The sequence below is a fragment of the Chryseobacterium sp. WG23 genome, assembly GCF_024586575.1.
GTDB lineage: Bacteria > Bacteroidota > Bacteroidia > Flavobacteriales > Weeksellaceae > Chryseobacterium.
On sequence record NZ_JALCZE010000009.1, the window covers coordinates 37,811 to 59,077 of the forward strand.

The following is a 21,267-nucleotide window of genomic DNA, read 5'->3' on the forward strand; positions in this document are numbered from 1 at the left end:
TTTTTTTTACTTTTGTACAATTCTAAAAAAAATCTGAAAAATGGAATCCTATACGGAAAGAATACTAATTACGGGTGCTTTGGGACAAATAGGCACCGAACTTACCAATAGACTTGTTGAGATCCACGGAGCGGAAAATGTAGTTGCTTCGGGCCTTGACAGGTGGCAGGAGGGAATTACCTCTGCAGGATATTATGAAAGAATGGATGTTACCAATACACAATTGGTGAGACAGGTGATTAAAGACTATGACATCACTACAGTGTACCATCTGGCTTCTCTTTTATCCGGAACTTCGGAAAAGCAGCCTATTTTTGCCTGGAAACTGAATCTGGAACCTCTTCTGCATTTTTGTGAAATGGCAAAAGAAGGGCTTCTTAAAAAGATCTTCTGGCCAAGTTCCATCGCTGTGTTTGGAAAAGGAATTCCAAAAGAGAATGTGGCGCAGGATGTTGTTTTAAATCCAACTACAGTTTATGGGATTTCTAAAATGGCTGGAGAGAAATGGTGTGAGTATTATTTTGATAAATATGGTGTGGATGTAAGAAGTATCAGATATCCCGGATTAATCTCATGGAAGACTCCTGCAGGTGGAGGAACAACAGATTATGCTGTTGAGATTTTCTATAAGGCAATAGAGGAGGGGAAGTATACAAGCTTCATTTCTGAGAACACCGGAATGCCGATGTTGTATATGGATGATGCGATCAATGCCACGCTAAAATTAATGGAAGCTCCAAAAGAAAGTCTGACGGTTCGTTCCTCTTATAACCTGGGTGGAATGTCATTTACTCCAAAAGAACTTGCTGGGGAAATTACCAAAGAAATTCCGGATTTTACCATCGATTATAAACCGGATTTCAGGCAGGCAATTGCAGATTCATGGCCGGCGTCAATTGATGATTCAGTGGCCAAAAAAGACTGGGGACTGACGTATGATTTCGGAATTTCTGAAATGACAAAAGACATGATCAAGAATTTGAAAGTAAAATTAGCTAAGGATTAATAATGTAAAGTAATACTTTAATTAATAATTGCTTTAACTTCTGATTTTTAATTTATTATAACTTTTATATAGAATTTAATTTAAATGATATTATTGACTTTTAACTTGGTAAATATTGATGCTGATCCAAAAAATGGGATTCAAATTACCGATGAAGAAAGGTTAAGAATTACAGAAGATAACACTAAAGCAATTCTTAGAATTTTAGATATTCACGATATCAAAGCCAGTTTTTTTGTGGAGATTTCTCTCTCTGGAAAACTGCAGAATCTTATAAAAGCAATTTCATCCAAAGGGCATGAAATTGCTTTTTATAATAAAGACTCCAACCTTACAGAAATTGAAGATGCCAAGAAAGAAATTCAGGATCTTCTGGAAAAACAGATCAGAGGAATTCGTCAGAAGGAGGTAAAAGTGCCCCAGGAAAATTTGAAATTATTGGAGTTTAATTATGTTTCCAATATCGATAATGCAGATATACTTTTCCCTTTCAAACGTCTGAAAAGAGATACGGAAATTACAGAAGAAGATGGATTAAGTATTATCCCGGAAAGCATCTCTCCATACAGTCAGCTCCCATACAATGATTTTGTATTTCAGATTCTGCCAATGAAATACTATCAGAATATGGTTTTAGAAACCCTGCAGAATGAAGAATTTGTGCTGATTTATCTGAACTCGTGGCAGTTTACAGATTTTAAGAAATACTGTTTTGACATTCCTTTTTACAGAAGCCTGTTTTCAGGCAAAAAAATGGAAGACAAATTAGATGCCCTCCTTACTTTTATCAACGAGAAAGAACTTGCTGTTTCCCGTATGAAAGATTATATTTTTTAAGTTGCGGGTGTGGTGGGTAGCAGGTTGTAGGGATTGTGTAAAAGGTTGAATGATGGTCTTTTGATCTGGATTTTGAGTTGTAAAAAACAGGAATCAGGAGCCAAGAATCAAGATTCTAGATGTCAGATTTCAGACGTCAGGCATAAGGCGATCACTGATCACTCATAAACTTTACTGTTGCAGGCTCCGTAACCAACAACTTACAACTTACAAGTGAATGGGGTCAATTGTGAATTTAAAAACCTATAATCTCAAATCTTAATAACCCGAATCATGAAACCCCGAATCATGCGACTCGACTAGTAAGTAGAAAACCAGCAACTCGGAAATGACGGTCAACTGTGAATCGTTAAATTAAAAACCTCGAATTCCGCAACTAATAACCAGCAACCCTCCTTCAAACTCATTTACTCTCAAACTCTCAAACCCTCTCACTCTCAAACTCAAAACTAGCTCAGTTCAAAAAGAGTAATCTCCGGCAATACGCCAACTCTTCCGGGATATCCAAGTACTCCAAAACCTCTGTTGACATACAGGAATTTACCTTCACTTTCATATAAATCGGCCCATTTTGGATAACGGTATTGAACCGGTGACCACTTGATGTTCTTTAAATCCAGTCCAAACTGCATCCCATGTGTATGTCCTGAAAGCGTTAAATGGATGTCTGCCGGGTGTTTTTTTACCACATAATCAAAATGGGTAGGGTCATGGCTCATTAAGATCTTTGTAGCGGATTCCGGGACTCCTTTCAACGCGTCATCAATCTTTCCGAATTGCGGAAATGGTTTCAATCCCCAGTTTTCAACCCCCAGGATATATAATTTTTCTCCGTTTTTTTCAATAACCCTGTTTTCATTTCTCAGCATATCAAACCCTGCCTGCTTCTCATAATCGATCAGCATATCCAGGTTTTGCTTTTTGGCATCAAGGGAGCTCCAACTTACATAATCACCGTAGTCATGGTTTCCCAGAACTGCAAACTTGCCATCTTTAGCCTTTATTTTTGAAAAAAGAGGAATGAAGGGTTTGAATTCATCAGCAACATTGTTAACCATGTCTCCTGTGAATAAAACCAAATCAGGCTTTTGTTCATTGATGAGGTCTATAGCATGCTTCAATTTGTCCGGATCAGAGAAACTTCCACTGTGAACATCAGAAATCTGAATGATTTTATACCCTTTGAAGCTTTTTGGAAGATTAGCAAACTTTACCTTTACCCTTCTTACCGTATGGCGATACTTACCGAAAGTAATCCCGTCTATGAAAAGGGCCGAAAGAACTCCTCCCATTCCCAGGCCTACAAGACTAAGGAATTTCCTCCTTTCCGGAAAGAAATTATCCGCAGAACTTGTAAATCCGACCACATAGCTTCCGATTCTGAAGATGTCGTCGATTAATAGAAACAGGACCACAAAAATTTTAGGAAGTATACATATAAGTAACAGAGAAATCATGATCTGGGCTCTTACCATACTGCGGTCTGATCTTTGGTAATGGGTTACTTCGTAGGCGAAAATTCCATAAATGATTAAAGACACCACCCAATAGCCGATTCTCAGCCAAAAATTATCGGTCAGCGTTCGTACAGCCTGATAAATGTAAATCTCCAAAAACAGGAAGATTCCGGCAATGATTAAAAGATTCTTTTGCATAATCTGATGTAAAAAAGCACAAAGAAGATTTCCCTTGTGCTTTTATATTTTTTATTGTTTAAATATTATTTTTAAGGAAATCTGTAAACGAGAGCATTGATGTTCATTCCGGCACCTACCGAAGTCATAACAATATTCCCATTATCTTTAAACGATTGACCACCCATTTTTCCTTTAATTATTAAATCATACATGGTAGGAATGGTTGCTACAGAGGTATTTCCTAAATCCTGAATCGTCATTGGAGAGATTGAATGATCATATTCTTTGATGTCATACAGTCTGTGAAGCCTTTCGATCATAGCATAATCCATTTTGGCGTTGGCCTGGTGGATAAGGATTTTGTCTATGTCCTCAATAGATAGCCCTGCATCTGTAATCGTATCTTTAATGGCTACAGGGACATTTTTAAGAGCATACTCGTAGATTTTTCTTCCCAGCATTCTTACATAAAGACGTCTTTGATCTACTTCTTTGTTGATGGAAGGTGCATTTTCAAGATAATTTAATTCAGGGCCATTGTCACAAATTGTATTGTGGGCAATAATTCCTACATTTTCGTTGTCAGTAGCTTTTACCACTACTGCTCCGGCACCGTCAGCGAAGATCATTCTGTTTCTGTCGTGTGGATCTGTAACACGGCTTAGTGTTTCTCCTCCTATTACCAAGATGGTTTTTGCGACTTTAGCTTTAATTAAATTATCCGCTAAAATCATTGCTTCAACCCATCCCGGGCACCCGAAAAGCATATCGTATGTTACACATTTTCTGTTTGTTATGCCTAGTTTATTCTTTACTCTTGCAGCCATAGTAGGCATGAAGTCAGCGTATCCATTCTCGGTAACTTCTCCAAAATTGCTTGCGTAAATAATATAATCCAATTCTTCACCATCCACCTTTGCATCTTCAAGGGCAATTTTTGCGGCTTCATAACCGATCTGTGAATTGGAAAGACCGTCCTCAATGAATCTCCTGTTTTCTATTTCTGTAATTTCTACAAACTTCGCAATAGTTTCTTCCACAGGCTTTTCTATCTTTACCCCATCCTCTGTGTAGAACTCAGAATTCATGAAGTAATCTCTACCAATAACTCTGTTCGGAATGTAAGATCCAGAGCCAATAATGATCGTATTCGGCATTCGTTTATATGATTTTTTTAAAGATGCAAAGTTAATAATTAATATTAATAACGGAGAATTAAAAATATTATTAAATTTGCAAAAATTGTACTTTACAATCTATGAAAAACAACTCGTCCTTAAAAGGCTTACTCATTGCAGCTGTGGCGTTTATCGTTGCCTTTGGGATCTACTTCCTTTTTTTAGCCAAGAAGAATTATTATGTTGTAGATAATCCTACCCCCAATACGTATTACTTTAAAATCAATAACGGTTCTGAAGGAATCATCTCAGCGGGGCAGTACGTGCATGTGGATTTGAATAAAGGAAAAAACTCTATTCAGGTTTTCGATCAGAATAAAAAAATGCTTTACGATTCAGCATTTGAAGTAAACAAACTTCGTGGTTTGATTAACATTTCCCACCAGGATTATTATGTTAATGATCAGTACTACGGATATAATCTTAAAAAAGATTCGTTACTTTTAGCGCTTGATAAGACTAAAATTGATGGAAAGGATTATTTTGGAGGAGCAAAACGCTTCAATAAGCTTTACACAGAAGATTTTTATTACAATGTGGATGAAGATTACGATAAAGTGATCAAAAATATTCAGAAAGTGGAATCAAGATCCAAAATCTTCAGAAAGCAGGATTACCTAAATTATTATAAAGAATATTACAAGTTTTAAGTTTTGACAAAAGATATCACCAAAGTTACTCCCTACAATTCAGAGGCTACTAAGAAGAGCCAGGTAGAGGATATGTTCGACAATATTGCGCCGAAGTACGACCTTTTAAACCGTGTTTTATCCATGAAAATTGATGTTTTATGGAGAAATAAACTGGTGAAATGGATGAAAAATGATACCCCGCAGGAAGTGCTGGATGTGGCTACAGGAACGGGAGATCTGGCAATTACCATTGAAAAAGGTACCGGCTCAAAAGTAGTTGGTTTAGATTTATCACAACAAATGCTGAATGTTGGCGTTATTAAAATAAAAAAACTTAAATTAGACGGCAAAATTTCCATGCAAAAAGGAGATGCAGAAAATTTACCTTTCGAGGACAATAGATTTGATGCTGTTTCCGTTGCATTTGGAGTAAGGAATTTTGAAAATCTTACCAAAGGTTTAGCAGAGTTAAGAAGAGTAGTTAAGGATAACAAAAGTGTTTATATACTGGAGTTTTCAAAGGTTGAGGGGTTGATGGGACCACTGTATATGTTTTATTTTAAAAATATATTACCTGCCATTGGCAGAATGGTTTCCAAAGATAATAGGGCATACACATACCTTCCGGATTCTGTAAATGCTTTTCCTTTCGGGGAGAAGATGAAGCAAATTCTTTTAGATACGGGATTTAAGAAAGTAGAATATAAAAAACTAAGTTTAGGTATAGCCACAATTTATAAAGCAACAAAGTAACCTATGAATAAATTTTTATTAAGAGCACTGGTTTTAGCCTCAGTAAATATTGCCGTTTTTGCAGACGCGCAATTTAGAACCCGAAACAGAATGGACAAGTTGGAAGACTTCGACGAGCAGAAATTCAGTTGGGGTTTTTATTTGAACGGGAACAAACTGGACTACCGTATCGTATTGCACCCAAGATATGGGATGAACGATAATCAGAATCTTGTAACTTCTAAGGAAAGCTACAGTTTCGGTGCCGGGCTTATTGCAAAATGGAGACTGAATGACTATCTTGACGTAAGAATAGAACCAGGTTTACAGTTTGCACAAAGACAGTTGACTTTTAATACTCAATCTAATGACATCTATGCAGGTGGATCTTTAACTAATCCTCCTTTCATGCCGTTCCCTTTACAGGATAAAGATAAAGTGAGAGAAATCAAATCTACATTGGTGGATGTTCCCGTGCTTTTAGAACTTCATGGGCGAAGATGGTACAATTCAAGGCCTTACATTGCCGCCGGGGTAAACTATATCGTGAACCTGCAGTCTAATGCTGCTTCTACGGATGATAATATGCAGGGAATTTTCAGATCTACAACACATAACTTTGCATGGTCTGCAGAAATGGGAATCCAGTTTTATTTCAACAAATTTAAACTGACGCCTGCCATTAGAGGAACATTTTTTATGAATAATGAAAAAGTAGCTGATAATGCTGAGACACCTCCTTACTGGACATCTGCAGTTTCTACATTACAGACAAGAGCAGTTATGTTTGTTTTGAAATTTGAATAAGAAAAATACATATTAAAAATACAAAGGAGGTGCTTTAGCATCTCCTTTTTTGTGGGTATTCCAAAATATAAGGCTTTTTATTTTTGTTAGTGTTATTATTTTTTTATTTTTGCTTCTAGTTAGAATATACAAACCTGAAATGCTTCAAGATTTAGAAAACAATTTTTCAGAATTAGAGAAAAAGATTTTGGCTCTGCAAAAGAATTATAAGAATCTTACTGAAAGTTTATCAGAACTAAGTGTTGAGCATGAGGAACTGAAAGTGAAATATGATGAAGAAAGACGAAGAAATCAGGTATTAGCAGAAGAACAAAAAAATATAAAGCTTTATTCAGCAATATCAGGAAACCCTGAACACAATAGGTTAATGAAAAATCATATCAACAGATTGGTGAAAGAAATAGATTTCTGTATTGCACAGCTTCAAAACAGTGGATTATAATGGAGGTAAGGAGAATAACCGTAAACATTGCAGGAAGAGTATATCCGCTGAACGTACCCGCAGCAGAAGAAGAAACGTTGCGTAAAGTAGGGAAGCAGATAGAGAATATGATTAAAGATTTTGAACAGAACTTTGACGTAAGAGATAAACAGGATGCTTTAGCTATGTGTGCCCTTAAACTGGGAACCAATGCAGAAGTAGTTTCTGTTAACTACGAAAAAAATATTAATTCTACCAACGAGAGGTTAGCACAGATTAATCAATCGTTGAATGAAATCGGGAAATAGATTTTTTTTCCTGAAAAAGACTGCCTACAATAATTCTAACACATTAAAGGTAAACTCAACGCTAAGCAATTGCCGAACGAATGTCCATTAAATGGCGTGCCGGATTCCCGGATTACAGATAGTGGAAATCAGTTCAAATCGTGTTGATTAGGAGTTTACTCTCAATCCCTGAATTGTTGTAGGTTTTTTTATTTGAATATAAGACAATTAAAACTCAATATATATTATGACAACAGCCATTATAGTCGGCGTTATTTGTTTAGTTATTGGGGCGGTGATAGGAATATTTTTTTCCAGGAGCTCACTCAATACTAAAGCAAAATTTATCATAGATGATGCACAGAAAAATGCCGAAAACCTTATAGAAAAAGCTAACGTACAAGCCGAATCCATAAAGAAAGAAAAGAACCTTCAGGCAAAAGAAAAGTTCCTGGAATTGAAGTCTCAGCATGATGCTGATATTCAGTCCCGCGAAAAGAAAATGCAGGAAGTGGAAAAAAGAACAAAAGACAAGGAACACAAACTGAATGACGAACTTAGTAAGGTAGGAAAGCTTGAAAAAGACTTAGATAAGCAGATTGCTGATTATTCTAAGAAAAACGAAGTTTTAGAAAGAAAACAGCAGGAATTGGATATTGCTACCTCTAAAAAGGTTGAAGTTCTTGAAAAAATTGCTAATTATACCGCTGAAGAAGCCAAAGCTGAATTGGTAGAAACCATGAAAGCTGAAGCTAAAACCAGAGCCCAGGCTCATGTTCAGGGTATTATGGAAGAAGCTCAGCTGAATGCTAAGAATGAAGCCAGAAAGATTGTTATTCAGACGATTCAGAGAATCGGTACAGAACAGGCTATCGAAAACTCAGTATCTGTTTTCAATATCGAATCTGATGAGGTAAAAGGTAGAATTATCGGTAGAGAAGGTAGAAACATCCGTGCTTTAGAAGCGATCACAGGGGTAGAAATTATCGTTGATGATACCCCGGAGGCGATCCTTCTTTCATGCTTTGATCCTGTAAGAAGAGAGATTGCAAGGCTGTCACTTCACAGATTGGTTACAGATGGTAGAATCCACCCTGCAAGAATCGAAGAAGTAGTAGAAAAAACAAGAAAACAAATTGAAGAGGAGATCATTGAAGTAGGAAAAAGAACAATTATTGATTTGGGAATCCACGGATTACACCCGGAACTGATTAAAATTGTGGGTAGAATGAAATACCGTTCTTCTTACGGACAAAACCTACTGCAGCACTCAAGAGAGGTAGCAAACATTGCTGCCACAATGGCTGCTGAATTGGGATTAAATGTAAAATTAGCCAAAAGAGCAGGTCTGTTACACGATATCGGTAAAGTGCCTGAACAGGAATCTGAACTTCCTCACGCTTTACTAGGAATGCAATGGGCTGAGAAATATGGAGAAAACGCGGAAGTAGTGAATGCTATTGGTGCTCACCACGACGAGATTGAAATGAAATCATTATTATCTCCGATCATCCAGGTTGCCGATGCTATTTCAGGAGCAAGACCGGGAGCAAGAAGACAGGTATTGGAATCTTATATCCAGAGACTGAAAGATCTTGAATCTGCAGCATTAAGCTTCGACGGTGTATCCAGTGCTTATGCAATTCAGGCAGGTAGAGAGCTGAGAGTAATGGTAGAAAGCGGTAAAGTGAATGATGAAGTAGCTAATCAGCTATCTTACGATATCTCCGAAAAGATCCAGAATGAACTTACCTATCCGGGACAGGTGAAAGTAACAGTAATCAGAGAAACGAGAGCTGTGAATATTGCAAGATAATAATCAGATTAAGATATTTTATAAAAACCTTTCAAGAAATTGAAAGGTTTTCTATTTTTATCAAAATTTAAAAATGCAAGAACTGTCCCTGTCTTCAAAAATGAAGTACATTTTCTCTATTCCCGTTATTATTTCTGCCCTGGGCTATTTTGTAGATATCTACGACCTCCTTTTATTTGGAATTGTAAGGATTCCCAGTCTGAAGGCATTAGGGCTCAATCCTGATGCTGACGGAACCTTCATTCTGAACTGTCAGATGGTAGGACTTCTGATCGGGGGAGTATTCTGGGGTATTTTTGGAGATAAGAAAGGCCGGCTTTCTGTACTTTTCGGTTCCATTTTGGTGTATTCTTTAGCCAATATAGCATGTGGTTTTCTACCGTATTTTCCAAAAGAGCATTTAGTGTATCAATATGCCGGGTTAAGGTTCATAGCAGGTATTGGATTAGCCGGAGAGCTTGGAGCAGGAATTACCCTTGTTTCTGAAAGCCTGCCGAAGAGTCTGAGGGCAATTGGGACATCCGTTGTCGCCGGCTTTGGATTGATGGGTGCGGTGGTTGCTCAGCTGACCGTAGAATTATCTGGAGGATGGAATATCTCTTACATCATCGGCGGAGTTATGGGGATCTTGCTATTAGTGCTTAGAATAAGCGTCTCAGAATCCGGAATTTATAAAAATATTGAACATAAAAGTGTTTCCAAAGGAGATTTTCTCTCCTTCTTTACCAATAAAGACCGTTTGATAAGGTATTTAAAATGTATTGCCGTAGGGTTGCCTACCTGGTATTGCATAGGTATTCTGGCCGTTTTAGCGAATCAGTTTGCTCCTGAATTTGGAATAAAGGATCTTAACCCCGGAAAGGCAATTATGTGGGCTTATGTAGGTATTTCTGTCGGTGACCTGATGAGTGGCTTTATTTCTCATGCATTAAAATCACGTAAAATGGCTATATTTTATATGTTGATTTTCACGCTGATTGGAGCAGCAATTATGTTGTTTGGAAATACGAATACAGAAACAAAATATTACCTGTTTTGCGTATGGCTGGGCCTTGGAACAGGGTATTGGGCTATGTTTGTGACATTAGCGGCAGAGCAGTTCGGAACTAATATCAGAAATACGGCAACCACTACCGTTCCGAATATGGTAAGAGGGTTGGTACCTGTCATGATTCTAGCTTTCGACTCCCTTAAAGCTCATTTCTCTGTAATTGGGAGCGCAGCTATTGTGGGAGTAGTTGTATTTGGGCTTGCCTTTTATTCTGCACTTACGATTTCAGAAACCCATGATAAGGACCTTGAATTTACGGAATAGAATTTTCTCCTATAGGGAATGTAATAAGATCTTGGATTATAAAATATTTACATCTGTTTAATAAATAATAAAATGTTATTCCTGTATTTTAATATATTAATAAGGTTTAAATCAGTGTATTAGTTAAAATTGTATTAAATTATGTTGCGAATAATTAATATTTGTTTAACTTTGGGAGACAACTAAATTATATTGTTTAATTAAAATCAAATCACATGAACATTATTAAAAATGCTAAAAAATTAAGAAAAGAAGATCTGAAGAATATTACAGGTGGTATTGGAGGTTCCGGAATTGGAACTCCGGATGCTTCACTTTGCGGATGCAGTTGTACAGGGGCTGTAACAGGACCAAAATACTGTGTTGAGTTAATTGGATGTCCACAGGTTATGACTTGCTAACCGATTGGTTATTTTAAGATATTATTCAACTGAAATAAACATTTCCACATTTAACAGGCGGCACCCTTTTGATTTCAAAAGGGTGCCGCTGCTTTTATTGAATGATATAAAGAAGGCTGCCTATGCTGATGGTGATCCAAAGGAGTACGGCAGTAACCAACGGTTTAATGCCTATTGTTTTTAAGGTTTGAATAGAAAGGCTGGAGCCTATAAAAAATAAGGTCAGATTCAATCCTGATTTTGCAAAGGTGGTTATTCCACTACTGAAACGGTCCATCAAAGGAAAATAAGTATTCAGCAGGATCGCAAGGATGAAATACCCGATAAACCATGGGATCTTTATTTTTGATTCTTTATTTTTGAAAATAAACATGGTGATCAGCGAAACAGGGATAATCCACAATGCCCTTGCCAGCTTTACGGTTGTCGCAATTTTTAAAGCTTCATCCCCATATTTGCTGGCTGCCCCTACTACAGAACTGGTATCGTGGATTCCCACGGCACACCACAGGCCAAACTGTTCCTGAGAGAGATTAAGCAGATGTCCAATGGCCGGGTAAACAAATAAAGCAATAGAATTTAAGGTAAAAACAATTGCTAATGCCAGGGAAATCTGTTTTGTGCTCGGCTTAATAATAGGGGAAACGGCTGCAATAGCACTCCCTCCACAAATGGCAGTTCCCGCAGAAATAAGATAGGATAGCGGTCTTTCAAGTTTGAATAATCTTCCTAAAAAATACCCTAAAATCATAACGGTCAGAATACTCACTACTGTTAATACTAACCCTGTTTTTCCTGCATGTAAAGCTTCGTCCAGCTTTAATCCGAATCCTAAGCCGACTATGGAAATTTGTAATAGCAAATGGATATATTGATGAAGATGCTTTTCAAAAGGGTTTCCGATGAAAACGGCCAGTAGAAAACCCAGCGCAAGGGCTATCGGAGAGGATATCAGTGGAGTAAGGCATAATACTGCCAGTATGATAAAAACGATTTTCCGTGTTGTTTCATGTTGAATGAAATCTTTCATATTGCGAACTTTAAATTATGCTTCAAAATTCGGCAATATAGTATTACAAAGTAAATTGTATTTTGTTATATTGGATAACTAGAAGTTATAATTTAAAATTCAAATACTTAATCAGGCTACATGATACATTATACATGATACTTTTTACATTGTACATTATAACTCAGCAAACCTCAGAAAAAGCTTTATCAGCTCAGATTGTTCCCCTTTTGGAAGGATAAAGTGGAAATCCCTTTCAATACTGAAGTTTTTTATATCAACGACGGTTAGGATATTATTTTTCAGTTCATTAAGAATGGTACTGATGGAGAGGAAAGCCATACAGTCTGAATGAAGGAGATAATTTTTGATGCTTTCGCTGCTTCCCAGCTGTATAACAGTATTTAATTCATTGATATTAACTCCGTTATCCCTGAGCCTGTTTTGTATAAATTCAAGTGTTCCAGAACCTTGTTCCCTGAAAATCAGATCGATAGTGTACAGGTCTTTTATACTTAAAGTTTTGTTGGCTAATGAATGATTGGTTTTTGCGGCCAATACAATTTCATCAGATTTAAAAGACTTATAATCGAAGTAAGAAGACTGGGACTCCCCTTCAATGATTCCTAAATCTATTTTTTCTTCTTTTAAAAGAACAGAAATAGCTTCAGTATTTCCTGTAAGAAGCTCAATCTTAATATCTTTATAATAAGTATTGAATTTTGCTAAAATTTCAGGAAGAATATACTGGGCAACGGTTGTACTCGCCCCAATGATCAGTTTTCCTTTGTGCTGTTGGTTAACCTGGCTGATTTCAAATTCAAGATCCCGATACAGTCCTCTGATTTTTTCAGCATATTCATAGAGGATTTTTCCACTTTGGGTCAGTTCTATAGAAGTTCCTTTACGGTCGAATAATTTTGCAGACAGTTGATTTTCAATCTCTTTGATGTGCTTTGTGACAGCCGGTTGAGAAATATGAAGTTCCTCCGAAGCTTTGGTAAAGCTTAGTCTGGAAGCCACAGTATGGAAAACTTTTAACCTGTAATCGAACATGCTGCAAAGGTATGAATTATACTTATAAGTTAGAAGATGCGAGTGCTATTTGAGTTTGAGGGTTTGAGAGTTTGAGGGTTTGAGAGTCTTAATGTGATACTATAACAGTATTATTTATATACATTATACTTTTTACATCACAAAAAGTCCGAAATAGATTGATCCTGCCGGCTTTCGAATCTTCTGTTTTTAGCAGCTCCTATTTTTTGTTTACTGTAAATACTGTTATTTCCTGAAAGAAGATAAGAAACAATGCAGGCAATTGCTACATAAACACCACATTCAGCTCCGAACAGTTCAATTCCCATTAATATACAGGCCAAGGGTGTATTGGTGGCTCCGGCAAATACCGCTACAAAGCCCATTCCGGCCAATAACCCAAACGGAAGCGGGATGAATAGAGATAAAGCGCTTCCCAGCGTGGCCCCTATAAAGAATAGAGGAGTGACTTCCCCCCCTTTGAATCCTGCTGCGAGAGTAACGATGGTAAAGATCATTTTCAAAGCAAAATCATATAAGGGAAGTTGTTTTTCAAAAGACTCTACAATGACAGGAACACCGAGTCCAATATACCTGGTGGTGCCCAGTGCAACAACAGCCAGCGCTACAATAATACCTCCGGCCACCGGACGAAGTGGCGGATACTGAATTCCTGATTTTAAAAACGATCCTGCCCAATGGATAGCCTTGCTAAAGCCTGCAGCACAGATCCCAAAAGCTATTCCGGCCAGAATACTGTACAAAATGGGCAGAAATTCTAGCTTAGGAATAAAGTCAATATGATAGTGGGTATGCTTAACATTCCATAGATTGGTTGTCCAGTCTGCTAATATAGCCGAAGCAAAAACTGGAAAAATAGCATTATAACGTATCTTCCCGATAAGAAAAACTTCAAGCCCAAAAACTGCCCCTGCCAACGGTGTTCCGAAAACAGATCCAAAACCTGCAGCAATTGAAGCAATCAGTACTGTTTGTCTTTCATTCCTGTCAAGTTTAAAAGGCTTACTGAGCTGGTCTGCAATAGCGGCTGACATCTGAAGAGCAGTCCCTTCACGGCCTGCAGAACCCCCGAATAAATGAGTGACAACTGTTCCAAGATAAACAAATGGAGCCATTTTAAAGGGAATAGTCTCCTTTGGATCATGGATGCTATCGATCAGAAGATTATTTCCTGCCTCAACATCTTTTCCAAAATAATAGTATAGAAGCCCGATCAGAAAACCAGCTACAGGAAGTAATGCAATCATCCAAAGATGGTTTTCCCTAAAATTGGTTGCCCATTCCAACGACTGTAAAAAGCCTGCCGAAGCAGTTCCTGCCAGAATACCAATAATACTGCTGATCAACAGCCATTTTAAAATGTAAGGCAGCGCAGGGAATTTTCTGAAGAAAAAATGAGTGTGGAAAACGGCTTTTTTACCAAATGTTCTTTTATTTTTTGACATGATAATCCTGATTAGTTATTGTTCATAATCTCTCAATCAGGCGTCATCAGCTTTTATAAAGCGGTTGGGGAAGGAAGAACACCATTTCCTTTTGATGATACAAATATAAAAAGAAGAATCTGTTTTTCAAAAAATATTTGAAAGGTACAGAGGTATTAAAATTTTTAGCCACAAAACTGGCACTCCATTTATTCATATGCTTAGCCACTCCGGTAGGAATCTCAACAGTATTATTGGAGAAACAATTCAGATTACTACCGGAATGATAAAGATGGTGTATCCTTTGTTCACCTAAGAATGGCCCATACAATGAACAATAATATAAACTGAATTTTATCCCCTGAACTCAAAAGAAAAGAAAATCATAGATTTTCAAAAATTATTTGAACTTTTATACAGCACTATTTTAACTGGCTTAAGTGAACTAAAGTGGTTAAAATAAAAGCTTTTGTGACTTTTGTGGTTGAAAGGTTTCCACAACTCGCTCCCTATTTTGGATAATGCACCGCTTTATCAATTTCAAGAGGGTTATTGTATTTCCTGATCACTTCCTGCATGCTTTTGGTTTGGGTATTCAGCTCATCAACATTATGGATTTCTTTTCCATTAATATTAATCTTTAAATCAGTATCTGTTTTGCTGAAATTATTTCTTTCAAAGGCAAAAGGATCATTGTAAAAGTCCATGGTCAGCTTATATTTTTGTTTTTCGTTAATGGGAACTGCTTTATTTCCAAAGTTGGATTCTACAAAATTTTCAGTAGAATAGGCATCTGGCAGTTCCTGGCTTTTGAGAAGGGTATACATGAAATTTTTCTTTGTATCTGAGAGTTCAAAAATTAAGCCCGGAAGACCACGAAATTTAAATGGACCTTCATTAAAAGGAATATCCTTACAAAACCAGGCCGTCCAGCTTCTTCCCCCGAATTTTGTGCTGGCTTTTTGCAAGGTATAATTTTCAGATTTTTTAATTTCATTAGAAATGGTCCAATTGATTTTATCCGTTGTCTTAAAAGTATAATATCCTTCCTTGATATTGATGTAATTTTCATTATCAAAAGAGTTGATTTTCCTTTTTATCACCTGGCCGGACATGTCTGTATAACCGGAATTTTTCCCGAATTTTTTATTCAAAGAATCCGTAATAGCCAGGTTTTGCCCATAAAACTTTACTTCTTTGGAACCGATATCCAGAATCATATTCAGCTTTTCAAGCCCGTTTTCTGTAGAATCCATCTTATATTGCATTTCATAGATGAACCGATAGGTCTGGGACTGGCATAAAATAATGATCAGCAAAGCAGATAATGTGAAAGCATTTCTCATACTATATATCAAATGATGTGGTACGGGTATCAATCTAAATAGCAGTTTTTATATGTATTCCTTATTCAGCCTTTTATCCTGTATTACAGAAAAGGCTTCATCTCATCCTCAATCTGCGTTCTCAGCTCCATCAGACGTTTGGCATACTTCTCCTGCTGCTTTTCCTCCTCAGTTTCAGGAATCCATTTAGGAACAGGAAGCTTTTTTCCGTTTTCATCTACTGCAACAAAGACGATGATACAATGGGTTTTTTTATCAAAGGTAGGCTGTTTTAGATTTCGTGAAAAAACATTGATTGAAATATGCATACTTGAGGTTCCGGTAAAGATGACCTGTGCATCTACTTTTACTACCTCACCTATCTTAATAGGATCATAAAAACGAATGCCGCCCACATATACTGTCACAGAGTAATTTCCGCTCCAGGTTGTAGCACAGGCATATCCTGCCTGATCAATCCATTTCATAACACTCCCTCCATGTACATTTCCCCCATAATTAACATCCGAAGGCTCTGAAATAAACTGAAAAGTAATAGGTTTGTTCTGCATCTTATAAAATTTTAATAAAGTTATTTAATAATTTTCAAAGTTTTAGATTAAATCCTACTTTTGGAAAAGGAAATTCTTACGAATGAGAATTTTAACAATAAAAGATTTGGAAAAAATAATGAAAAAAGTATTTCACCTTAATACATGTGATACCTGCAGAAAGATTTTAGCAAAATTTGATCTTAAAGGCTGGGAGCTTCGCGAGATAAAAAAAGAACCCATTACAAGAGAAGAGCTGACGGAAATGCATAAGAGAGCGAAGTCTTATGAGGCATTGTTCAGTAAAAAATCAACCCAGATTAAACTGAGAGAACTGGATCTGAAGTCTTTAACTGAAAAAGATTTTGAAGAGCTGCTATTGGACCATTATACATTCTTAAAAAGACCGGTTTTCCTTACTGATAAGGAGATATTTATAGGAAATGATAAGAAAAATATAGAGGCACTACAAGATTTTTTTAAAAATTAATTTAAGCTACCTATTTTGAAATATATATGCTTTAATATAGGTAAATGATTGATTTTTAATTTGTTTTTGAAATAATAAAGTTTTTGAATCCATTAATTGATTACATTTGTTTTCATCAAAAAATTATTACTATGAAAAACTTTTTAAAGTCAAAGAATCTTAACAGATCAGAATTGAAACAGATAAGCGGCGGAATAAAAATTCCGTTAACATGCTATACACTTTGTGGAGAAGCTGGCGGTGTAGAATCAGGTCATCCCGGAGTAGGTGATGTGTGTACATCAGACGGATCTTTCTGCTGCTATTGCAGATGATTGTGAAATCTGAAAGTGTAGAGATTGTTTTAATGTACTTTCTCTGTAAAATAAAAAAGCCGCAGTTTAATTAAACTGCGGCTTTTTTGTGTATTGATACTATACAAAAGGAGCTTTCACCACTTTTGCAGGAATATTTTTATTTCTTACCTGAATAAAGATCTCAGAGCCTAATTTGAAATGAGGCTTGTCTACATAAGCAAGACCTAAACCGATCTTTTTCATTGGAGACTGCGTTCCGGAAGTTACTTTTCCAATTACGTTGCCTTCTGCATCTACAACAGGGTAGTCATGTCTTGGAACCCCTTTATCCTGTAATTCAAATCCAACTAACTTTCTTGTAACGCCTTCTTCTTTTTGTTTTGCAAAAATATCTTTGGAAACAAAATCTTTATCAAATTTTGTAATCCATCCTAAGCCAGCTTCAATAGGAGAAGTGGTATCGTCAATATCGTTACCATACAGACAGAATCCTTTTTCTAATCGTAAAGTGTCTCTGGAAGCTAATCCACATGGGATAATTCCTTCAGCTTCACCCGCTTTTATGATCTCGTCCCAAAGCTGTTTTGCGCTTTCATTTTTAAAATAGATCTCAAAACCTCCGCTTCCGGTATATCCTGTGTTTGAAATGATAATGTCATTCACTCCAGCCACACTTCCTACTGTAAAATGGTAGTAAGGGATTTCAGAAAGATTAACTTCTGTAAGCTTCTGAAGGATTTCCGTAGCCTTAGGCCCCTGAATTGCCAATAAAGACATCTCATCAGACGCATTGGTCATTGTAGCCCCGAAAGTATTATATTTTGAAATATGATTCCAGTCTTTATCTATATTTGAAGCATTGACAACCACAAAATATTTATCATCTTCCATTTTGTAAACGATAAGGTCATCCACAACACCACCATCTTCGTTAGGAAGACATGAATACTGAGCTTTTCCGTTTTCCAGAGCATCTACATTGTTGGTGGTTACCCACTGTAAAAGTTCTTTTGAACCGGGACCTTCGATGAAAAATTGTCCCATGTGGGAAACATCAAATAATCCTGCTTTTTCTCTTACCGCAAAATGTTCTTCCGTTACTCCTGAATATTGAACAGGCATTTCAAAACCTGCAAAAGGTACGATTTTAGCTCCTAAAGAAACATGAGTGTCGTACAAGGCTGTTTTCTTCATATTTAATTTTATTTCTTTATTTTAAAACTGTTGAAAGTCTCATTAAAAAGGGTCATATAATTTCCGTTCCAGAATTTCTGGCCACAGTTGATCGTTACCAGATAAAGATCTCTGTCTTTTTGAAAAGCTCTGGTAATCCAGAAAAGCTTTTCTTTTTCATCAAAATATTCGTAGAAATATTCAGTGTATCCTTTTTTACTTTTATTTTCCTTTATTTTATTCTCAGGATCTTCTGATTTATACAGTGCCAGAATAAATTTTTTCATTTCTTCTTTTGGAAGTCCCAGATCATGATATTCCGAAATAGTAATAGCTCCGATTTCGTTGGTAGGAAAAATGTTGACAATATCACTGTCATTGGTAGATTTCCAGCCTTCCGGAACATTGATAGAATAATTGGGGCTGTCGTAAGCTTTTGCTTTCTGAGCAAAAAATAAACTTCCGGAAAATAAAGCGGATACAAGCAGTATTTTTTTCATCTTTTAAAAATGGTGTTTGTATTCTTCAAGAATGATCTTAAACCATTCGGTAAAATTTTCAGGAGCTTCAGTCATTTCTTTATCCAGCTCTTCCGGAGATATGAATCTTACTTCTTGCACTTCATCTGTATTCAGATTAAAATCAGATTCAGACTCATGATTTCCTACGAAGACATGATCGAGTTCATGCTCCCAAAGGCCTCCACCTACATCAGCTTTATAGATAAAATTGAATTTTTCTGAAAGTTCTGTTTCAATACCCAATTCCTCATACAGCCTGCGTTTTGCTGCCTCCAGGTATGTTTCTTCCTTTCTGGGATGAGAACATACAGCATTGGTCCATTGATTGGGGGAGTGGTATTTTCCCGAAGCTCTTTTTTGAAGAAGCATTTCTCCTTTACTGTTAAATAGAAAAACAGAAAAAGCACGGTGTAATAAGCCGTTGATATGAGCCTGCTGTTTTTCCATTAAACCCAGAACTTCATCTTCAGAATTTACTAAAACTACTAATTCTTCCATTTCTACAAATGTAAGCGTAATAAATGTATTTTGGAAATTTTTAGATAAACATCATGCGTTTGTAACGAAATTCAGAAATAAGCGGTGAGAATAACGTTAAAAAAAATGAAAAAAATCAAGTGACCTCATTTTTAAAGAGAAGCTATTTGTCTGGGGTTTATTTTAAAAAATGAACTTTAAACTGGTTTCTGGTCTAAATATTATATTTCCCAATATAAAATGAATTTCTGAAACGAAAATTTTTAATCAGAAGTGATAAAATGATGAATAAAATGTTTATATTATTCATTAAATAGTGTTTTTTGTAGTAAATTTTTAACATAAACTAAGATTCATGTGCGTGATAGTTGTAAAAACGCTAACTTTGTTCCTTAATGTTAACCGATGGAATTAGAATACATAGAGCACTTAAGTCCTATTCTTAAGGATGGAGTAAAAAATTATTTAATTGATATTGATGGAACCATTACAGATGATGTTCCTAATGAAGAACCCGAAAGAATGGTTACCTGCGAACCTTACCCGGATGCATTAGCAACAGTAAACAAATGGTATGATGAAGGACACCAGATCTGTTTTTTTACTTCAAGAACAGAAAATCTTAAACAAATTACTATTGACTGGCTGGATAAGCACGGCTTCAAATACCACAGTGTACTCTGCGGAAAACCAAGAGGCGGAAACTATCACTGGATAGATAATCACCTGGTAAGAGCTACAAGATACAAAGGCAGATTTACGGATTTGGTAGAAAAGCAAGTGACTATCGAAGTATTCAAAGAAGACGGGGAATAAAAAAATATAATTCGAAGATTTAAAAATTAAATGGGAGCCTATCTCTTTAATTTTTAAATCTTTTTAATTTTAAATATAGTTGTATTTATGAAAGTTTTAGCAAACGATGGCCTGGATCAATCAGGAATTGATGCATTAGCAGAAAAAGGCTTTGAAGTCATTACGGCAAAAGTTCCACAGGAGTTTTTGGTGGATTACATTAATGAGCATAAGATCCGTACTTTATTGGTACGAAGTGCAACACAGGTAAGAAAAGATATTATCGACGGTTGCCCTTCTATTGAAATCATAGGAAGAGGAGGAGTTGGTATGGATAATATTGATGTAGCTTATGCACGGGAAAAAGGGATTCATGTAATCAATACCCCATCGGCTTCCTCAGAATCAGTGGCTGAGCTTGTTTTTGCACATTTATTCTCAGGAGCAAGGTTTCTTCAGGATTCCAACAGGAAAATGCCTTTAGTAGGAGATACAGAATTTGCGGGACTTAAAAAAGCATATGCTGCCGGTATCGAGCTGAGAGGAAAAACCATTGGAATTGTAGGAATGGGAAGGATAGGACAGGAAGTTGCCAGAATTGCGCTGGGACTTGGTATGAGAGTCGTTGCTGCTGATAATAACGTAGGAAAGGCCAGTATAAAGGTGAAATTCTATAATAACCAGTTTATTAATGTAGATATAGAAACGGAGCCTTTACAGGAGGTTCTGAAACATTCAGATTTTATTACCTTGCATGTTCCTGCTCAGAAAGACGGTTATATGATTGGTAAAAATGAGTTTGATATCATGAAAGACGGGGTTGCTGTTGTTAACTGTTCCAGAGGGGGAGTTATTGATGAAGCAGCATTAATTGAAGCATTGGATTCCGGAAAAGTGAAATTTGCAGGATTGGATGTTTTCATTAATGAGCCAACGCCTTCTAAGGAAATTCTGAATCACTCTAAAATCTCTCTGACTCCTCATACAGGTGCTTCTACACTTGAGGCTCAGGATAGAATAGGACTTTCTTTAGCAGAACAGATTTCAAGCATTCTACAGATTCAATAATATCAATAAATGA

Annotated in this window: 24 protein-coding genes and 1 riboswitch; of the genes, 14 read left to right on the plus strand and 10 right to left on the minus strand. The window is 36.4% G+C overall.

What is annotated here, in order from left to right:
* Positions 1–40 precede the first annotated feature (40 nt).
* Both MP477_RS14580 and MP477_RS14585 read left to right on the plus strand, forming a co-directional pair.
* Entirely contained in the window at positions 41–1,006 is a 966-nt protein-coding gene (locus MP477_RS14580) for an NAD-dependent epimerase/dehydratase family protein (RefSeq protein ID WP_257190980.1), read from the plus strand.
* Positions 1,007–1,090: 84 nt separating this feature from the next.
* Entirely contained in the window at positions 1,091–1,843 is a 753-nt protein-coding gene (locus MP477_RS14585; RefSeq protein WP_230034514.1) for a polysaccharide deacetylase family protein, read from the plus strand.
* Between the two features lie 449 nt (positions 1,844–2,292).
* On the opposite strand, the gene MP477_RS14590 is transcribed toward MP477_RS14585, so the two are convergent.
* Both MP477_RS14590 and MP477_RS14595 read right to left on the minus strand, forming a co-directional pair.
* Positions 2,293–3,498: a metallophosphoesterase gene (locus MP477_RS14590; RefSeq protein ID WP_257190981.1), complete on the minus strand. Its 1,206-nt coding sequence runs from the start codon at positions 3,496–3,498 to the stop codon at positions 2,293–2,295.
* A gap of 71 nt (positions 3,499–3,569) precedes the next feature.
* Positions 3,570–4,637: a 3-oxoacyl-ACP synthase III family protein gene (locus MP477_RS14595; protein WP_257190982.1), complete on the minus strand. Its 1,068-nt coding sequence runs from the start codon at positions 4,635–4,637 to the stop codon at positions 3,570–3,572.
* 101 nt (positions 4,638–4,738) lie between these two features.
* Between MP477_RS14595 and MP477_RS14600 the strand changes: the two genes are divergently transcribed.
* The 8 genes from MP477_RS14600 (at position 4,739) to MP477_RS14635 (ending at position 11,069) form a co-directional block, all read left to right on the plus strand.
* Positions 4,739–5,308, plus strand: a complete 570-nt coding sequence (locus tag MP477_RS14600) for a hypothetical protein (RefSeq protein WP_047485462.1) — start codon at positions 4,739–4,741, stop codon at positions 5,306–5,308.
* Positions 5,309–5,311: 3 nt separating this feature from the next.
* Positions 5,312–6,043 carry a bifunctional demethylmenaquinone methyltransferase/2-methoxy-6-polyprenyl-1,4-benzoquinol methylase UbiE gene (gene ubiE, locus MP477_RS14605; protein ID WP_257190983.1) on the plus strand — a complete coding sequence of 244 codons (732 nt, stop codon included), beginning with the start codon at positions 5,312–5,314 and terminating at the stop codon, positions 6,041–6,043.
* 3 nt (positions 6,044–6,046) lie between these two features.
* Positions 6,047–6,829, plus strand: coding sequence for a porin family protein (locus MP477_RS14610; protein WP_230034520.1), 783 nt, complete (start codon positions 6,047–6,049; stop codon positions 6,827–6,829).
* 139 nt (positions 6,830–6,968) lie between these two features.
* Complete coding sequence (locus MP477_RS14615) at positions 6,969–7,271, plus strand: hypothetical protein (protein ID WP_047485456.1); 303 nt, start codon at positions 6,969–6,971, stop codon at positions 7,269–7,271.
* On the plus strand, positions 7,271–7,558 hold the full coding sequence (locus MP477_RS14620; protein WP_047485454.1) for a cell division protein ZapA: 288 nt from the start codon (positions 7,271–7,273) through the stop codon (positions 7,556–7,558). The genes MP477_RS14615 and MP477_RS14620 overlap by 1 nt, the downstream gene beginning before the upstream one ends.
* A 226-nt stretch (positions 7,559–7,784) precedes the next feature.
* Complete coding sequence (gene rny / locus MP477_RS14625; protein ID WP_257190984.1) at positions 7,785–9,353, plus strand: ribonuclease Y; 1,569 nt, start codon at positions 7,785–7,787, stop codon at positions 9,351–9,353.
* A gap of 73 nt (positions 9,354–9,426) precedes the next feature.
* On the plus strand, positions 9,427–10,668 hold the full coding sequence (locus tag MP477_RS14630) for an MFS transporter (RefSeq protein WP_230034524.1): 1,242 nt from the start codon (positions 9,427–9,429) through the stop codon (positions 10,666–10,668).
* Between the two features lie 215 nt (positions 10,669–10,883).
* Positions 10,884–11,069 carry a hypothetical protein gene (locus MP477_RS14635; RefSeq protein ID WP_047485441.1) on the plus strand — a complete coding sequence of 62 codons (186 nt, stop codon included), beginning with the start codon at positions 10,884–10,886 and terminating at the stop codon, positions 11,067–11,069.
* 94 nt (positions 11,070–11,163) lie between these two features.
* Here the strand turns inward: MP477_RS14635 and MP477_RS14640 are convergent, their stop codons facing one another.
* The 5 genes from MP477_RS14640 to MP477_RS14660 all read right to left on the minus strand — a co-directional run bounded on the left by MP477_RS14640 (position 11,164) and on the right by MP477_RS14660 (position 16,455).
* Positions 11,164–12,099 carry a YeiH family protein gene (locus tag MP477_RS14640; protein WP_257190985.1) on the minus strand — a complete coding sequence of 312 codons (936 nt, stop codon included), beginning with the start codon at positions 12,097–12,099 and terminating at the stop codon, positions 11,164–11,166.
* Positions 12,100–12,255: 156 nt separating this feature from the next.
* Positions 12,256–13,134, minus strand: coding sequence for a LysR substrate-binding domain-containing protein (locus MP477_RS14645; protein WP_257190986.1), 879 nt, complete (start codon positions 13,132–13,134; stop codon positions 12,256–12,258).
* A 137-nt stretch (positions 13,135–13,271) separates the two neighbouring features.
* Positions 13,272–14,579 carry a voltage-gated chloride channel family protein gene (locus tag MP477_RS14650; protein ID WP_257190987.1) on the minus strand — a complete coding sequence of 436 codons (1,308 nt, stop codon included), beginning with the start codon at positions 14,577–14,579 and terminating at the stop codon, positions 13,272–13,274.
* 30 nt (positions 14,580–14,609) lie between these two features.
* Positions 14,610–14,677, minus strand: a riboswitch (Fluoride riboswitch).
* A 390-nt stretch (positions 14,678–15,067) separates the two neighbouring features.
* The gene (locus MP477_RS14655) at positions 15,068–15,904 is read right to left on the minus strand and encodes a GLPGLI family protein (RefSeq protein ID WP_257190988.1); all 837 of its coding nucleotides are present in this window, start codon (positions 15,902–15,904) and stop codon (positions 15,068–15,070) included.
* Between the two features lie 83 nt (positions 15,905–15,987).
* Positions 15,988–16,455 (minus strand): acyl-CoA thioesterase, encoded by a 468-nt coding sequence (locus MP477_RS14660; RefSeq protein WP_230034533.1) that lies wholly within the window; start codon positions 16,453–16,455, stop codon positions 15,988–15,990.
* Positions 16,456–16,573: 118 nt separating this feature from the next.
* Between MP477_RS14660 and MP477_RS14665 the strand changes: the two genes are divergently transcribed.
* Together MP477_RS14665 and MP477_RS14670 are read left to right on the plus strand one after the other, a co-directional pair.
* Positions 16,574–16,924: an arsenate reductase family protein gene (locus MP477_RS14665; RefSeq protein WP_257190989.1), complete on the plus strand. Its 351-nt coding sequence runs from the start codon at positions 16,574–16,576 to the stop codon at positions 16,922–16,924.
* A 131-nt stretch (positions 16,925–17,055) separates the two neighbouring features.
* Positions 17,056–17,238 (plus strand): hypothetical protein, encoded by a 183-nt coding sequence (locus tag MP477_RS14670; protein WP_257190990.1) that lies wholly within the window; start codon positions 17,056–17,058, stop codon positions 17,236–17,238.
* A gap of 99 nt (positions 17,239–17,337) precedes the next feature.
* Here the strand turns inward: MP477_RS14670 and gcvT are convergent, their stop codons facing one another.
* From gcvT to idi, 3 genes are read right to left on the minus strand one after another with little or no spacing between them, the layout of a single operon-like run.
* Positions 17,338–18,414: a glycine cleavage system aminomethyltransferase GcvT gene (gene gcvT, locus MP477_RS14675; protein WP_257190991.1), complete on the minus strand. Its 1,077-nt coding sequence runs from the start codon at positions 18,412–18,414 to the stop codon at positions 17,338–17,340.
* Between the two features lie 8 nt (positions 18,415–18,422).
* Positions 18,423–18,893 carry a hypothetical protein gene (locus MP477_RS14680; RefSeq protein ID WP_257190992.1) on the minus strand — a complete coding sequence of 157 codons (471 nt, stop codon included), beginning with the start codon at positions 18,891–18,893 and terminating at the stop codon, positions 18,423–18,425.
* Positions 18,894–18,896: 3 nt separating this feature from the next.
* Complete coding sequence (gene idi, locus MP477_RS14685; protein ID WP_257190993.1) at positions 18,897–19,412, minus strand: isopentenyl-diphosphate Delta-isomerase; 516 nt, start codon at positions 19,410–19,412, stop codon at positions 18,897–18,899.
* Positions 19,413–19,796: 384 nt separating this feature from the next.
* Here idi and MP477_RS14690 point away from each other — a divergent pair, with 384 nt between their 5' ends.
* Together MP477_RS14690 and MP477_RS14695 are read left to right on the plus strand one after the other, a co-directional pair.
* Positions 19,797–20,207, plus strand: coding sequence for a phosphoheptose isomerase (locus MP477_RS14690; protein WP_027372827.1), 411 nt, complete (start codon positions 19,797–19,799; stop codon positions 20,205–20,207).
* Positions 20,208–20,294: 87 nt separating this feature from the next.
* The gene (locus MP477_RS14695) at positions 20,295–21,254 is read left to right on the plus strand and encodes a D-2-hydroxyacid dehydrogenase (RefSeq protein ID WP_230034545.1); all 960 of its coding nucleotides are present in this window, start codon (positions 20,295–20,297) and stop codon (positions 21,252–21,254) included.
* Positions 21,255–21,267: the final 13 nt, after the last annotated feature.

Excerpts from the sequence above, each read along its gene's own strand:
- rny (WP_257190984.1), top strand. The coding sequence starts at position 7,785 with ATGACAACAGCCATTATAGTCGGCGTTATTTGTTTAGTTATTGGGGCG.
- MP477_RS14630 (WP_230034524.1), top strand. The coding sequence starts at position 9,427 with ATGCAAGAACTGTCCCTGTCTTCAAAAATGAAGTACATTTTCTCTATT.
- MP477_RS14650 (WP_257190987.1), bottom strand. The coding sequence starts at position 14,579 with ATGTCAAAAAATAAAAGAACATTTGGTAAAAAAGCCGTTTTCCACACT.
- MP477_RS14585 (WP_230034514.1), top strand. The coding sequence starts at position 1,091 with ATGATATTATTGACTTTTAACTTGGTAAATATTGATGCTGATCCAAAA.
- MP477_RS14580 (WP_257190980.1), top strand. The coding sequence starts at position 41 with ATGGAATCCTATACGGAAAGAATACTAATTACGGGTGCTTTGGGACAA.
- MP477_RS14615 (WP_047485456.1), top strand. The coding sequence starts at position 6,969 with ATGCTTCAAGATTTAGAAAACAATTTTTCAGAATTAGAGAAAAAGATT.
- MP477_RS14640 (WP_257190985.1), bottom strand. The coding sequence starts at position 12,099 with ATGAAAGATTTCATTCAACATGAAACAACACGGAAAATCGTTTTTATC.
- MP477_RS14655 (WP_257190988.1), bottom strand. The coding sequence starts at position 15,904 with ATGAGAAATGCTTTCACATTATCTGCTTTGCTGATCATTATTTTATGC.
- MP477_RS14670 (WP_257190990.1), top strand. The coding sequence starts at position 17,056 with ATGAAAAACTTTTTAAAGTCAAAGAATCTTAACAGATCAGAATTGAAA.
- MP477_RS14590 (WP_257190981.1), bottom strand. The coding sequence starts at position 3,498 with ATGCAAAAGAATCTTTTAATCATTGCCGGAATCTTCCTGTTTTTGGAG.
- MP477_RS14635 (WP_047485441.1), top strand. The coding sequence starts at position 10,884 with ATGAACATTATTAAAAATGCTAAAAAATTAAGAAAAGAAGATCTGAAG.
- MP477_RS14660 (WP_230034533.1), bottom strand. The coding sequence starts at position 16,455 with ATGCAGAACAAACCTATTACTTTTCAGTTTATTTCAGAGCCTTCGGAT.
- MP477_RS14610 (WP_230034520.1), top strand. The coding sequence starts at position 6,047 with ATGAATAAATTTTTATTAAGAGCACTGGTTTTAGCCTCAGTAAATATT.
- MP477_RS14690 (WP_027372827.1), top strand. The coding sequence starts at position 19,797 with ATGGAATTAGAATACATAGAGCACTTAAGTCCTATTCTTAAGGATGGA.
- MP477_RS14645 (WP_257190986.1), bottom strand. The coding sequence starts at position 13,134 with ATGTTCGATTACAGGTTAAAAGTTTTCCATACTGTGGCTTCCAGACTA.
- MP477_RS14620 (WP_047485454.1), top strand. The coding sequence starts at position 7,271 with ATGGAGGTAAGGAGAATAACCGTAAACATTGCAGGAAGAGTATATCCG.
- MP477_RS14680 (WP_257190992.1), bottom strand. The coding sequence starts at position 18,893 with ATGAAAAAAATACTGCTTGTATCCGCTTTATTTTCCGGAAGTTTATTT.
- MP477_RS14695 (WP_230034545.1), top strand. The coding sequence starts at position 20,295 with ATGAAAGTTTTAGCAAACGATGGCCTGGATCAATCAGGAATTGATGCA.
- idi (WP_257190993.1), bottom strand. The coding sequence starts at position 19,412 with ATGGAAGAATTAGTAGTTTTAGTAAATTCTGAAGATGAAGTTCTGGGT.
- MP477_RS14595 (WP_257190982.1), bottom strand. The coding sequence starts at position 4,637 with ATGCCGAATACGATCATTATTGGCTCTGGATCTTACATTCCGAACAGA.
- MP477_RS14600 (WP_047485462.1), top strand. The coding sequence starts at position 4,739 with ATGAAAAACAACTCGTCCTTAAAAGGCTTACTCATTGCAGCTGTGGCG.
- MP477_RS14665 (WP_257190989.1), top strand. The coding sequence starts at position 16,574 with ATGAAAAAAGTATTTCACCTTAATACATGTGATACCTGCAGAAAGATT.
- gcvT (WP_257190991.1), bottom strand. The coding sequence starts at position 18,414 with ATGAAGAAAACAGCCTTGTACGACACTCATGTTTCTTTAGGAGCTAAA.